This window comes from Mucilaginibacter sp. (assembly GCF_028287845.1).
GTDB lineage: Bacteria > Bacteroidota > Bacteroidia > Sphingobacteriales > Sphingobacteriaceae > Mucilaginibacter.
Genome location: NZ_JAQBOW010000154.1, coordinates 1 through 14,611, shown reverse-complemented (window position 1 = coordinate 14,611; position 14,611 = coordinate 1). Strand labels below are relative to the sequence as shown.

Below are 14,611 nucleotides of genomic sequence, written 5' to 3'. Positions count from 1 at the left end.
TTAATTCTCTATATATTGATTCCCTTGCGGGCTTGATTTAAGTTTTAAAAAACTTATTAGCCGTAAAGATACATCTAAAAATAAAATTTTAGGGTTTGCATTTCTTTCTACGTGATAATGTGCCTTTTCCAGCTCGGCAATAATGGCCTGGTTCATGGAAATATTCATGATGGCTGCCATTTTTTGCGCGGTCTCCAGTTCTGCCGAAGGTAAATGTACCAATTCGCCGGCACCGGCTATCAGCAAACAGCATTCCCTTATAAAGCTGATGCCATAACGTAAAAAATTCTTTTGATTTTCGCGCCCCATTTTTGACAGCTGATCCACAAAACCAACTATCTCTATACCCTTATTGGCAAAACAAAAGCGCAGCCACTGCACAAACAGCGTATGGTAACTTTTATTTTCCTGTTGCAGCATAATAAGCGCGTCGGTTAAATTACCATTGCTTAAATAGGCAATTTCGGCAGCGGCATGTTCTGTTTGGTGATGATGGGTTATTAATTCGGCCTTAATATCATCATAATTTAACGCCGGTATTTTTATCAGCTGCGTACGAGACAGGATGGTATTTAATATCTGGTCCTGGTTTTGCGCTACTAATAAAAATAAAGTATTTGGCTGGGGCTCTTCAATAATTTTAAGCAGGGCATTGCCTTCTTTATCTAAAAACTCAGGCAGCCATAAAATAAGGATCTTATAATCTGATTCGAAAGGCTTAAAACTTAATTTTTTTATGATCTGGTGACACTCGGCTATGTTAATGTTGGCTTGCTTATTCTCGGCATCTAAATATCCGCGCCATACATCCAGGTTTAAATAAGGCGATGCTGTAAACGCATCGCGCCATTGCTCAATAAAAGTAAGCGCCGTATCATCTTTATGCTTGGCAAAAAATGGATAAGAGAAATGCAGATCAGGGTGCATTAGTTTTTGATACTTGCGGCAGGATGAACATTCGCCGCAGGAATCATCGGCCTGTTTATCTAAACAGGATAAGTACTGCGCATATGCGACAGCCAGGGCCAAACTTCCAGATCCCTCAGGCCCCAAAAACAATTGCGCATGACTAACCCGGTTTTCTTTTACCGAATTGATTAACCGCTGCTTGATTGCCGCCTGCCCTGCTATACGTTTAAACTGCATTTGGTGCAAGGTAATAATTAGATGTGAAAGTTTATTTTAGAGATTAAAGATTGAAGGTTAAAGATTAGTTGGGTTTGTCAACAAACAATGCCAATAAGCTATATTTGCTAAATGATAGGCCCAATTTTTAATCTTCAATCTTTAATCTTTACCCGGCCATGAGAATAATGGCCTTCGATTACGGTACCAAGCGAATAGGCATTGCGGTTACCGACCCATTGCAGATAATAGCGACCGGCTTAGACACCATCCATCCCAATAAAATAACGGATTTTTTAAAAACATATCTGCAGACCGAACAGGTGGAGCGCTTTATTGTGGGCGAACCAAAGCAAATGGATAATACGCCATCGCAATCGGCCCCGCATGTTAAGGGGTTTGTTAACCTGCTTAAAAAAACTTTTCCTGAAATACCTGTTGAAATGCTGGACGAGCGCTTTACCTCAAAAATGGCGTCGGCGGTTATCGCGCAAAGTGGAATGGGTAAAAAAGCAAGGCAAAATAAGGAGCTGGTTGATAATATTTCGGCGGTGATTTTGTTGCAGAGCTGGATGGAAAAGACGCGTTAATTTTCTGAACCATGATTTATAGGATTTTTTGATTTCCGTGATTATTAATATGAAGCATAAAGAGTTAACAGAGAAAATAATTGGGTGTGCTATGAAAGTTCATAGTTTATTAGGTAATGGTTTCCAGGAAGTGATTTACCAAAGATGTCTTGCGATTGAAATGCAAAAACAAGGATTGGGTTTTGCAAGGGAGTTAGAAATGCCAATATATTACGACGGTATAGATGTGGGAACAAGGCGGGTTGATTTCTTTGTAGAAGATGTGATAATGGTAGAATTAAAAGCAATAATAAATTTAGAAGACGTTCACCTGGCACAAGCAATGAACTATGTTGAAGCGTATAAAATGGAGATAGGGTTGCTTATAAACTTTGGCGCAAAAAGTTTACAATTTAAACGAGTCCATAATAATAAGATCCTTTAACGCCATAAATCAAGGCAATCTGCCAATCCTATAAATCATGGTTCAAAACCCATTAATTTCAAATTCCTTACCTTTGCCCCATGGAAATCCTTGACGACGACCTGCAAACATACTTAGATAACCATTGCGAGCCCGAACCGGAGGCCCTGAAATTTATAAATAGGGAAACCTATTTGAAGGTGCTAAAGCCTAATATGCTATCTGGCCATTACCAGGGCAGGGTGTTGAGCATGTTAAGCAAAATGATGCAGCCCAAACGCATCCTGGAGATTGGAACTTTTACCGGCTATGCTACAATTTGCCTGGCGGAGGGCCTTGCCGAAGACGGCATAATCCACACCATTGAGGTTAACCGCGAAATGGAAGAAATGCTTAAAACACACTTTTCACTAACAAATGTGGAAAAAAAGATCAGACTTCATTTTGGCGCTGCAGAGTTGGTAATAGCCGATTTAGACGAAAAAAGCTTCGATATGGTGTTTATAGATGCGGATAAAAAGAATAATTTACTTTACTTTGAGTTAGTACTTAACAAAGTCAGATCCGGAGGATTAATAATAATTGATAATGTTTTGTGGAAAGGGAAGGTATATGGCAACGAAAATGACGCCGATACCGTAAACATCCGCAAGCTAAATGACCAGATCGCTGCCGACACAAGGGTTGAAAAACTGATACTACCTGTGCGGGACGGCCTTTTGCTCATCCAAAAAAAATAATTATGAAGAAAACCTTACTGATTATCACGCTACTGATATCATCTTTCGGCGCATTCGCCCAAAAAAACACTTCATTAAGTTATATTGAGCAATTCAAAAACAATGCTATAGCCATTATGCACGAAACAGGCATACCCGCCAGCATTATATTAGGGATAGCCATGCATGAATCGGGCTGCGGCAACAGCGCCATCGCTCAAAATTTAAATAATCAATTTGGAGTAAAAGGCGGCGGTGGTGCCGTGTTTTATAATCATAAAAAGAAGGTACACTCTGCCTATAAAAAATACGATTCAATATTAGACTCTTTTGATGATTTTGCCCGAATTATCACCCAGCGCCAACAATTGGGTCGCCTTGCGTCTGATCTTACGCTATGTGATTATGAAAAATGGGTAAAAAGTATTCAGCGCAGTGGCTATGCCAGCAGCAAAAAATGGGGATCACAGGTACTGGCCATCATCCGTAAATACCAGTTAAATGACCTGGACCAAATGCCGGATGATAAACCACAAATGGCACAAAACAATTCAACCAATCCATAATTACAGTAATAAAACTTATTTTGGCACAATGAATCATGCCAAACTCACCGCTTTTGCTTTAAGGCAAAACATAACTTGTTTATTTATTGCTATTGTCTTTTTCAGCTCATGCTCCGTGCACAAAAAAGGCATTACCCACGGTCCGGCTCCAATTATTTCTGATAGCGAGGCTCACAAAAATAATGCGATCATCCAAAAAGCACGCAGCGAAGCTATTGCCAATTATGTGCCCTTTACAGTAGCTTCTTATATTGATCGCTTTAAAACCATTGCCATACAGGAAATGAATTTATATGGCATCCCGGCCAGTATTACTCTGGCGCAAGGGTTATTTGAATCGGGCTACGGCAATGGCGACCTGGCCAGGATTGCCAATAATCATTTTGGCATTAAATGCACCAGCGACTGGAAAGGCAAAAGCTACTACAAAGATGATGACCAGCAGAACGATTGTTTCCGGGTATACGATAAGGCCGAAGATTCTTACCGGGACCATTCGGAATTTTTAAAAAGAAAGCGTTACGCAGCATTGTTCGAGCTTGATAAGAACGATTATCAGGGCTGGGCCAATGGCTTAAAACAGGCAGGATATGCAACCAATCCTAAATATCCGCAGTTATTAATTGGTGTTATAGAAAAATACCATTTAGATCAGTATGACCGCCCCGAAGGTGAAATTCAGAAAATTAAGCGGGAAGATAGGGTATTGGCCCAGATTGGTCAAAATATAGGGAAGTCAATAAAAGACTCGCTCGTGCAAAGCACACCAACCAATAAATTATATACCATAAAAACCGGCGACACACTATACAACATTTCTAAACGTTTTGGCTTAACTGTTGATGAACTTAAAGCATTAAATAACATGGAAGACAATGGCATCAAGATAGGCCAGGCGCTTGTCATCGCTAAATAATCCCTGTTAATTATTGTTAAAATGTATGCTGCAGCATTTATAAACGTTTAGTTTTGACCCCACAAATGAAACCGGCACTACTTCTGTTTTTTTTTATTGTATCAGCGCATGCCCTTGCCCAGGAAACTTCTGTTGCGGGTATTGTGTTTGATACCGAAAGCAAGGATAGGCTATCAAGGGTTAATATACTAAATCTGAATACCCATATATCTGTTTATGATAATTTAAACGGGGTATTTACCATAGATGCCAAACCCGGCGATCAGCTGGTTTTTAGCCAAAAAGAACACTTTGCCGATACCATAAAAGTACAAAGCTATATACCCCTGGCTATTTATTTAAAGCGGATGGCGATACAGCTTAAAGAAGTTACCATATTCGATACCTTAATGGACCCGCAAAAAAGATTGCTGGCAACGAAACGTGATTTTAGCAAAGCATACGGGCCATTAGCAAACCGCGACCTTTTAAATTTTGGCCCCAGCGGAGCGGGTTTGGGCATAGACGCTTTATACAATATATTCAGCCGAAGCGGTCGCAACGCGGCGCATTTACGCGAAACCATAGAGGAGGATTACAAACAGGACATTATAGATTACCGCTTTAATAAAACCCTGGTAGGTAGAGTAACCGGTTTAAAAGACAAACGGCTGGCCGATTTTATGTTAAAGTACCGGCCCGGATATTACCTGGTTGCCAACTCGACCGAGTATGATTTTATACTGTCAATAAGAACCAATTACAGAAGATATTTGCGCAACCCCGGCGCGCATGCATTGGCTCCATTATATCCACCCAAAGTTAATGCAGCATCGCCTGCAAAAAAGGAATAAATCTGCATAAAAACAGAATTTTGCTTTTCTTTGCAACTGGTATGTTTAAAACAAGATTTGCAGTAGTCTTCCTTACGCTTTTTTTAGCCGCAATAACCGCATCGGCTCAAAAAACCGACACATCAAAAAAAGATAGTGTTAAAATTGACACAGCCTTACTTAACAAGTACAGGATAGACCCACCTAAAAATGCCTTGCCTGTTCGTGTAAGGGCCCTGCAGATAGAACCTGAACTGATACCTCTATCTATGCTGGACTATAAAGTTAACTACTGGCATAAATGGATAACATTTGGATTAAACTTTAGCCAGTCGGCGTTTAGTAATAATTATAGCGCCGGCGGGGTTAATGCTATAGCGCTTGGGACTAACTTTGATTTTAAAACAGAATATAACAAAGCGCCATTTGACTACACTGCCGAGCTAAATCTTATTTATGGCATTTCAAAAAACAAGGGCCAGGGTTCACGCAAAACAAACGACCGTATATTTTTTGATAATAAAATAGCTACACAGTTGTCTAAACACTGGTTCTTTTTTGGCTCGTTAAGTTTTGAATCACAGTTTGATAAAGGATTTCAATACACCGATGCAAGTGGGGCCGTGCTTGCTAACCCGCTGTTGCTCTCTAACTTTATGGCGCCCGGCTACCTTACCGAATCGATGGGGTTTGAATATAAACCGGTAAAATACTTTGACTTGCGTATAGGCACCGGTACCGCCCGCCAAACCTTTGTAAAAGACACCACTATTTACCATAACCAACCCGCTAATTATGGCGTGCTGCCGGGGCATACTTTTAAAAACGACCTGGCTTTCCAGATAGTAGCGCTATTAGATAAGGACTTTATGAAAAATATGCACATCAATGCCAGGTATGCGTTGTTCATCCCTTACGAGCGGCCCCTTGCCTATACCAGTCACCGCATTGATGCCATCCTGACCGCAAAAGTAAACCGCCTGATAAACGTTACAGTAAACGGCACCTTCCTGTATGATAAGAGCACCTCGCCCGATCCGCAGGGCACAGAAGGAATGGCTTTAGGGATAGCTTACCGGTTTCCATAATCGGTCTTGATCACAGCTTGTTCTTGCTTTTCTTTTTTAAATTCTGATAATCAATATAATACAATATTTTAAACGAAAAATTATTGTTTTTAGGTTGATTGAGGGTGTTGTCAAAATTATTGAAATAACCATATCGGGCCAAGGTAGTATTGGTTAATGACGAGCTTTTCCAGGCTACGCTTATCTCGCTGCCCGGCGAAAATTCCCACAGGTATATCATATCGATGTTCCAGACATTATAGTTTTGGTCATTATCCTGGTTAAAGTTCGCTGAAGTTAAATTGGTTAGTTCGCCATTTGTTGCAAGGTCAAAATATTGCTGATTGTTAAGTTTAGACCAATAATGCCTAAGCCTGAAAGACAGCCCCATTACATTGTTAAAAGTATATTTTATATTAAATATATTTTCGAGCGTTTGAATATTGCGCCGGGCAAAAACAGGGTTGTTGTTTAAGGTATCAAGCGTTGAAAACCCGGTGCTATTATGCCGCGGCGAATAGATAACATCCTGCCCGAATGAAAAGTGATTACTAACACGGTAAGTATAGTACACTTCCGCGTCAGAACCGTGCCCGCTAAAACGGTTATATAGGCGGTACATATAATAAATACCGCCATGTAACCGGCTGGAGGTGGTTGTATTTAAATTCATGCTGATATTATTCTCCTCTGCCGTGCGGAAATAACGCCCGGCAACACGGGGCTCATAAAAATCATTTCCCTCTAAATTATGGTTAATGTTAATATTGCTTTGCCAGTTATTTTTGTATCTTAAATAAGCCCCCGCGTTAATATTTAAATTCTGATATGCCGACTCTTTATACCTGCGCGAGTAAAGCGTAGATGAAAATATTCCCCACTGGTTAAAGTACTTACCCGCCTTATAATCAAAGTAATTGAGGTTAAGCGTGTGGTTAAAATAATTGTTAAATGAAAGTATACCCAAATCGTTAGGGTTATATTTGTCATCAACAAAATCCTGGTAAAAGCTCCAGGTAAAGTTGCCTTGTGTTTTCCCCCCGCCAATTTCATAGTTAAACCCGGTGGATGTTGGTTTGTTGGTATAAAGCAAATTGCTCATCATACCATAACCGGTAAGATTATAAGAGTTAGGCTTATTGTTCAGGTTAAAAACAATGCCGCCTACATCGGCGCTATAATCTTTACCAAACCGGTTAACGTTGGTATTAATTAAAGCGATATCAGAGTTGTTCTTTAGGTTTTGGTCAAGCACAAGGATATTATAATTGGTTAAGGGGGATGTTTGTACCAGGCGATGATTGCCTGCCGCGTCTTCAACAACCGCGTTGGCCGCGCTGGTTACCGCGTTAAAAACGCCAATACCTAAACCATTTGATAAGCGTCCGGATAACTTGGTAGCATTTAACAACCGGGTCTCTACAGGATTGCTGCTAACAGATTCGCCGGTTTTGAGGTTACTGTAGGCGGCACTATAATTAATGGGCTGCCCGCCTATGCGCCTGCTATAAAATAAGTTGCCCTTGTTAAACAGCTCGGTGCCTTCGGTAAAAAACGGCCGGTTCTCTGTGTACTTAACCTCAAAAGGTGTTAAGTTAAGTATTTTATTGTCTGATTGTACCTGCCCAAAATCGGGTACCAGGGTTACATCAAGCGTAAAGCTTTGATTAATGCCATATTTTACATCCATGCCTCCATTTACAGAGTTGGTAGTATTTTTAATACCCGGCGTATTATAAGGGTAATTATTTACATAGGTAGAAAAGTAAGGATAAAAGGCCAGGCGCAATGGCGGGGTTATACTTTTAAGCCCGGTTAGTTGGCCCTCCTGGTTCATTAGCCCGTTCTTTTTAGGGTCGATCTCGTTCCAAAAAAGCTGCGCTTGGACAGATTGTCGCCTGCGTATCATATTAAGACCCCAGGTTTGTATATCTTTTTTGCCAAAACGCAGGGCCGAGTATGGAATTTTGAATTCGGCCGTCCAGCCATCGTCGTTTATTTTTACTTTACTTTCCCATACACCGTTCCAGGTAGCATCTTCATTTCCTCCGCCACCGCTGGTTGGTACATACTTAGCATCAAACTGTACCCCGGCCGCGGTTACATAAAAACCGGTGCCATTTAACCCATCAAGATAAGTATCAAGTATCACCCCAAAAAAATCATCATTAGCTATCTGGTCGCGGGCGGTAAGTTCATTAGCTACTTTTTTTGCGGATGTTTCGTACATGCGCGCGGCAACATAAATTGCCGTGTTGTCATATATAATTTTTACTTCGGTGCGCTCTTCGGGTTTTTCGTGCCGCCCGGCTACCGGATTATTCTCAATAAAACCGGTAGCGATAGGTATATTTTTCCATATTTCATCGTCTAGCACACCATCAACTTTAGGCGGGATGGCTACCTTAACTGCCTCCAGTTTTTTAACGGGAGCCTGCGAATACACACAAAGGGTTATACAGGAAAGAAAAAGACCAGGTAAAAATTTCATCATAAATGTGCTTACGGCTTGGTTATAAGACGGCAAAGTAAAAAAAACGTTACAATATTTTTGTTAATGAATTGTTAAAGAGCATTAAATATGTGCAGGCGCATGTTAAATCATTAAGGCATAATTGCAACAAAATCATACCTTTGTAACCTCAAAATACTGGGAATTTAAAGTAAATAATACGCATGTTTGAAAATCTTTCGGATAAACTCGACAGGGCATTTAAGGTCCTGAAGGGACAAGGAACTATTACAGAAATAAACGTGGCCGAAACCATGAAGGAAATACGCAAAGCCCTTCTGGATGCCGACGTTAACTATAAAACAGCCAAAGCTTTTACAGATGATGTAAGGCAAAAAGCCATAGGTGCAAACGTGCTAACAGCCGTGTCGCCGGGCCAGTTGCTTACCAAGCTCATGAATGATGAGCTGTCTGCGTTAATGGGTGGCACCGCTGCCGAGCTTAATCTTAGCACATCACCAACTATAATATTAATTGCAGGTTTGAACGGCGCGGGTAAAACAACCTTTACGGGAAAGCTGGCCAATTACTTAAAAACACAAAAAAATAAAAAGCCGCTATTGGTTGCCGACGATATTTATCGCCCGGCAGCTATGGACCAGTTAATGGTTTTAGGCGAGCAGATAGGTGTGCCGGTTTATGTTAACCGCGAATCGAAGGACCCTGTCGCGATAGCAAAAGAAGGTATTGCCTTTGCCAAACAGAACGGGCACAATGTTATTATTATTGATACCGCCGGCCGTTTAGCTATTGATGAGGCCATGATGGTGGAGATAGAACAGGTAAAAGCCGCCGTAAATCCGCAGGAAATATTATTTGTGGTTGATGCCATGACTGGCCAGGACGCCGTGAATACAGCCAAAGTGTTTAATGACCGTCTTGACTTTACCGGCGTTGTATTAACCAAGCTGGATGGCGATACCCGCGGTGGCGCGGCGCTCTCTATAAAATCTGTTGTAAACAAACCTATTAAATTTATTGGTACCGGCGAGAAGATGGAAGCGCTGGATGTTTTCCACCCTGATCGTATGGCCTCCCGTATTTTGGGGATGGGTGATGTGATATCATTGGTTGAGCGCGCCCAGCAGCAATTTGATGAGAAAGAAGCTGCCGAACTGCAAAAGAAGATCCGGAAGAACAAATTCGACTTTAACGATTTTTACAGCCAGATACAGCAGATCAAGAAAATGGGTAACATGAAGGACCTGATGGGCATGATACCGGGTGTTGGCAAAATGATGAAGGACGTAGATATAAAGGACGACGCCTTTAAAAACATTGAAGCCATTATTCAATCCATGACCCCGCACGAAAAAGAAAACCCGGATACCATAAACCAAAGCCGCCGTACACGTATAGCCAAAGGCTCGGGCACCGACCTGGCCGAAGTTAACCGCCTGATAAAACAATTTGAAGATATGCGCAAGGTGATGAAACAGATGAGTAACCCTGCAGCTATGGCGAGTATGATGAAGAGGATGCCGCGGTAGCCTTTAACCCGATTGTCATTTCGACGAGGAACGAGGAGAAATCTTATACGAGCGAAAAACCACGGTTTATGTGGAACTACAATTTTTATGTTTATATCACAACCAACCCCGACAGGTCTGTATTGTATGTTGGTGTTACTAATGATTTAAGCAGACGATTATACGAACATGCTGAAAACAAAGGAAACAAAAGCACATTCGCCGGAAAGTATTTTTGCTATAACTTAGTTTACTACGAACACTTTGCACATATAGAACAGGCCATCGCACGTGAAAAGGAAATTAAGAAATGGCGTAGGGAAAAGAAAAACCTGTTAATAACATCTTTAAATTCAGGGTGGCGTTTTCTTAATGAAGAAAGTAAATGATAGCGTTGTAATAAGGCGTATAAGATTTCTCTCTATCGTTCGAAATGACACGGGGTTTTGATTCGCAAAGCAAGATTCATATATTTAAACATCTTGTAACTATCATTATGCACAAAATTTATTTATATATCTCGCTTTTAGTATCCCCCTTTTTTTCTTTATCCGCACTTGCCCAGATTCCCGGCGCAACAATAGATGTACAGCACTACAACTTTGCCATACAGTTAAACGATGCCAATAACGTTATTAAAGGCCGGGCAGATATCGCGGTTAAGTTTTTAAAAAGCGCGGAGTCTTTCCAGGTTAACCTGGTTGAAAAGAATGCTAAAGGCAAGGGGATGCTGGTAAGCTCAGTAGTGCAGAATGGAAAAGCTATTAAATTTAAACAAGATAGCGATGCGGTAAAAATATTTACCAAAGCCACCCCAAATCAACAGAAAACTTATACCATAGTTTATGAAGGCATACCGGCCGATGGCTTGATCATATCTACCAATAAATTTGGGCACCGTACTTTTTTTGGCGATAACTGGCCCAACCGCGCGCATAATTGGCTACCCTGCGTTGATGAGCCTGACGATAAGGCCCCGGTTGATTTTTTAGTTACCGCACCCGATCATTACCAGGTTATAGCAAACGGATTAAAGCAAAGCGAAACAGAGCTGCCTAATAAACTTAAACTAACCCATTGGGCAGAAACCGCGCAGTTGCCAACCAAAGTAATGGTTATTGGCGTAGCCGATTTCGCTATAGATCATCCCGGGGATGTTAATGGCATCCCGGTTTATACTTATGTGTTCCCCGAGAACCAGGCAATTGGCTTTAAAAGCTATGCGGTTGCCGCGCAGATATTGCCGTTTTATATCGATAAAATTGGTCCGTATGCTTATAAAAAGCTGGCTAATGTGCAATCAAAAACCATATTTGGCGGTATGGAAAATGCCAGCGCTATTTTCTATTACGAAGAATCGGTAAGCAGTACAGGTATAGAAGAACTAATGGCGCACGAGATTGCCCACCAATGGTTTGGCGATGCGGTAAGCGAAACAGACTTTCACCACCTATGGCTAAGCGAGGGCTTTGCTACTTACCTAACCAACTATTACCTCGAAAACAAATATGGCGTAGATACCCTAAAAAAGCGCTTAGCGGCCGACCGCGTAAAAGTATTAAAGTTTGAAAAGACTCGTTTTACCCCGGTTGTTGATACCGCTGTAAAAACCAACTATATGCCCCTGCTTAATGCCAACAGCTATGAAAAAGGTAACTGGACATTGCACATGCTGCGCAGACAATTAGGCGATGATGTTTTCTGGAAGGGCATAAGCGCCTACTTCGCCAAATATAAAGGCGGTAACGCCAACACTACTGCTTTCCGCAAGGTGATGGAACAGGTTAGCGGCAAGAACCTGGAAGAATTTTTTAAACAATGGCTAAATACAGCCGGTCATCCGGATCTGGCTATAGCCTGGAAATATGATGCCGCCAGTCATGGGGTTAATATACAGGTTAGTCAAACCCAAAAGGTATTATACAGTTTTCCGTTGGAGATAGCGGTTGATGGGCAGCTACACACCATAAATGTGACCGACCGGTCTACGACAATTAATATCCCCGCCAGGCAAAACCCAGCGGTTATAAAAGTTGACCCTGATGTGAATTTATTGGCGAGTTTTACGGTGGCGGAAGTGAAATAAACTTTCTTGTTAGTCGGGATTTTAAATTTGACGTTGATTTGTCCTGAAATGGGTGTTTCATGTGTTTCATTATCTTGTTACATCACTCCTAAAACAGTCAATTGGCAATTATCTGATTATCAATATATCAATATAAAATCATACTTAAAAATACTGACGAATAAGTTGTTACATTTTGTTACATCACTTTTTCATAAATAGCTTATTAGCAATACTTTAACTCAAAATCTTGTTTCACTTGTTACATTTTGTTACACCCTCGCGTGAAACAAGATCTAAAACCTACGGCGACAGTACCAACCAGCGAATCCCGGACTTTAGCGCCATCAGATTTACGATCCGATTAAAAACGTCAAAATAAAATCTATATCTTACGCATAAATAAAAATCTATTACATTGTTAGTTAAAACCTTTGGCAGCGCCGTTTATGGCATAGAAGCCATTACTATTACGGTTGAGGTAAATATAAGCGGGGGCAATATCTATTACGCGATTGTTGGCCTGCCTGATAATGCGGTGCGCGAATCGCTGCAACGCATAGAATCAGCATTATCAACAAACAGCTTTCGAATGCCCCGTCAGCGAATCATAGTTAATATGGCCCCTGCCGATATTAAAAAAGAAGGCTCGTCTTATGATCTGACCATTGCCACAGCCATTCTTGCCGCCTCTAATCAAATAAATGCAGAAGAACTGGATAAGTATTTAATTATGGGCGAACTGTCGCTCGACGGCAGCTTACAGCCAATAAAAGGCGCTTTATCAATTTCCATACAAGCACGCAAAGACGGCTTTAAAGGCTTTATTCTGCCCAAACAAAACGCCCGCGAGGCCGCCATTGTTAATGACCTGGAAGTTTATGGTGTGGAAAACATCACCGAGGTTGCCGGGTTTTTTAACGGCGATATACAACTAACCCGCGAGGTGGTAAACACCCGCGAGGAGTTCTACAACAGCCTCTGCAATTACGACAGCGACTTTAGCGAAGTAAAGGGACAGGAAAACATTAAACGCGCCTTAGAGATAGCCGCCGCAGGCGGGCATAACGCTATATTGATTGGTCCGCCGGGAGCAGGTAAAACTATGCTGGCGCGCAGGCTGCCATCTATATTGCCGCCGTTGAGTTTATACGAATCATTAGAAACAACCAAGATACACTCGGTAGCCGGCAAGCTTTCCGCCGCCGACGCGTTGGTTACAATCAGGCCATTCCGGTCGCCGCACCATACCATAAGCGATGTGGCGCTTGTTGGCGGCGGCGGCAACCCGCAGCCCGGCGAAATATCGCTGGCACATAATGGTGTTTTGTTTTTGGATGAGTTGCCCGAGTTTAAACGCAGCGCGTTAGAGGTTATGCGCCAGCCGCTGGAAGAACGAAAAGTAACCATATCGCGCGCCAAATTCTCGGTAGATTATCCCAGTAGCTTTATGTTGGTGGCCAGTATGAACCCATGCCCATGTGGCTATTATAACCATCCCGAGAAGGAATGTATTTGCCCGCCGGGCATGGTGCAAAAATACCTGAGTAAAATATCCGGCCCATTGCTTGACCGTATCGATTTACATGTGGAAGTAACGCCGGTTAACTTTAATGAACTGGCATCCGACAGGCTGGCCGAAAAAAGCGAACATATCCGTGAACGCGTAATAAAAGCGAGGGAGGTGCAAATAGCCCGTTTCGGCAACAGGCCAGACTTGCACGCCAACGCCCAGATGAGCCCGCAAATGGTGCGCGACTTGTGTAAGATCACCGCTGCCGGGCAAACCTTGCTTAAAAAGGCAATGGAGAAACTGGGCCTATCTGCACGCGCTTATGACCGTATCCTGAAAGTATCACGTACCATTGCCGATTTGGCCGGAAGCGAAGATATTCAAACAGAACACCTGGCCGAGGCGATACAGTTTAGGAGTTTGGATAGAGAGGGCTGGGCTGGATAATTAGCAAGTTAAAGCAAAGGAGTTAGCTGCTACTATCCTTTCTCGGCCAACAGATCATTTGTAAGTTTTTCAAATTCTGCTATAAAGTCTGTGTAGTATTTGCCGGTACCCGGACCGCTAAACCCGGTATGTATTTTACGTACGTCGCCTTTTTTATCAATAATAATCGTTGTAGGAAACCCTAATACTTTAGCCATCATAGGCAGGCTTTTAGCCGGATCGCCATTAGTTGGTGTATAATCGGTTATCAACAATGGATATGGTATGTTGAAACGGTTCTTTAACTGCTGCACTGTTCTTCGCGATTTGGCAAAGTCGGTAGTGCGCTCATAAGCCAACCCAACTACTTCCACGCCTTTTGAATGATATTTTTTATCATAATTAATTAAGTAAGCCGTCTCGTCCAT

At 41.9% G+C, this 14,611-nt stretch carries 14 protein-coding genes; 11 read left to right on the top strand and 3 right to left on the bottom strand.

Going from position 1 to position 14,611, the window contains the following annotated elements; translation table 11 throughout:
* A complete protein-coding gene (locus JWP71_RS15095) occupies positions 1 to 1,146 on the bottom strand; it encodes a hypothetical protein (RefSeq protein WP_299501603.1) in 1,146 nt (381 codons plus the stop codon).
* 158 nt (positions 1,147 to 1,304) lie between these two features.
* Here JWP71_RS15095 and ruvX point away from each other — a divergent pair, with 158 nt between their 5' ends.
* From ruvX to JWP71_RS15060, 7 genes are all read left to right on the top strand, one after another.
* Positions 1,305 to 1,715: a Holliday junction resolvase RuvX gene (gene ruvX / locus JWP71_RS15090; RefSeq protein ID WP_299501600.1), complete on the top strand. Its 411-nt coding sequence runs from the start codon at positions 1,305 to 1,307 to the stop codon at positions 1,713 to 1,715.
* Positions 1,716 to 1,764: 49 nt separating this feature from the next.
* Complete coding sequence (locus JWP71_RS15085) at positions 1,765 to 2,139, top strand: GxxExxY protein (RefSeq protein WP_299501597.1); 375 nt, start codon at positions 1,765 to 1,767, stop codon at positions 2,137 to 2,139.
* An 80-nt stretch (positions 2,140 to 2,219) separates the two neighbouring features.
* Positions 2,220 to 2,858: an O-methyltransferase gene (locus tag JWP71_RS15080; RefSeq protein ID WP_299501595.1), complete on the top strand. Its 639-nt coding sequence runs from the start codon at positions 2,220 to 2,222 to the stop codon at positions 2,856 to 2,858.
* A 2-nt stretch (positions 2,859 to 2,860) separates the two neighbouring features.
* Entirely contained in the window at positions 2,861 to 3,403 is a 543-nt protein-coding gene (locus tag JWP71_RS15075) for a glucosaminidase domain-containing protein (protein ID WP_299501594.1), read from the top strand.
* A gap of 28 nt (positions 3,404 to 3,431) precedes the next feature.
* Positions 3,432 to 4,319: a glucosaminidase domain-containing protein gene (locus JWP71_RS15070; protein WP_299501592.1), complete on the top strand. Its 888-nt coding sequence runs from the start codon at positions 3,432 to 3,434 to the stop codon at positions 4,317 to 4,319.
* 65 nt (positions 4,320 to 4,384) lie between these two features.
* The gene (locus JWP71_RS15065; RefSeq protein ID WP_299501590.1) at positions 4,385 to 5,152 is read left to right on the top strand and encodes a hypothetical protein; all 768 of its coding nucleotides are present in this window, start codon (positions 4,385 to 4,387) and stop codon (positions 5,150 to 5,152) included.
* Positions 5,153 to 5,193: 41 nt separating this feature from the next.
* Positions 5,194 to 6,219: a DUF3078 domain-containing protein gene (locus tag JWP71_RS15060; protein ID WP_299501588.1), complete on the top strand. Its 1,026-nt coding sequence runs from the start codon at positions 5,194 to 5,196 to the stop codon at positions 6,217 to 6,219.
* A 10-nt stretch (positions 6,220 to 6,229) separates the two neighbouring features.
* On the opposite strand, the gene JWP71_RS15055 is transcribed toward JWP71_RS15060, so the two are convergent.
* On the bottom strand, positions 6,230 to 8,692 hold the full coding sequence (locus JWP71_RS15055; protein WP_299501585.1) for a DUF5916 domain-containing protein: 2,463 nt from the start codon (positions 8,690 to 8,692) through the stop codon (positions 6,230 to 6,232).
* Positions 8,693 to 8,874: 182 nt separating this feature from the next.
* Between JWP71_RS15055 and ffh the strand changes: the two genes are divergently transcribed.
* The 4 genes from ffh (at position 8,875) to JWP71_RS15035 (ending at position 14,204) form a co-directional block, all read left to right on the top strand.
* Complete coding sequence (ffh, locus tag JWP71_RS15050) at positions 8,875 to 10,200, top strand: signal recognition particle protein (protein ID WP_299501584.1); 1,326 nt, start codon at positions 8,875 to 8,877, stop codon at positions 10,198 to 10,200.
* 68 nt (positions 10,201 to 10,268) lie between these two features.
* Positions 10,269 to 10,568, top strand: coding sequence for a GIY-YIG nuclease family protein (locus JWP71_RS15045; RefSeq protein WP_299501582.1), 300 nt, complete (start codon positions 10,269 to 10,271; stop codon positions 10,566 to 10,568).
* Positions 10,569 to 10,675: 107 nt separating this feature from the next.
* Positions 10,676 to 12,265, top strand: coding sequence for a M1 family metallopeptidase (locus JWP71_RS15040; RefSeq protein ID WP_299501579.1), 1,590 nt, complete (start codon positions 10,676 to 10,678; stop codon positions 12,263 to 12,265).
* 397 nt (positions 12,266 to 12,662) lie between these two features.
* A complete protein-coding gene (locus JWP71_RS15035) occupies positions 12,663 to 14,204 on the top strand; it encodes a YifB family Mg chelatase-like AAA ATPase (protein ID WP_299501577.1) in 1,542 nt (513 codons plus the stop codon).
* Between the two features lie 32 nt (positions 14,205 to 14,236).
* Here the strand turns inward: JWP71_RS15035 and JWP71_RS15030 are convergent.
* On the bottom strand, positions 14,237 to 14,611 hold a 375-nt coding region (locus JWP71_RS15030; protein ID WP_299501576.1), incomplete at its 5' end, for a TlpA disulfide reductase family protein.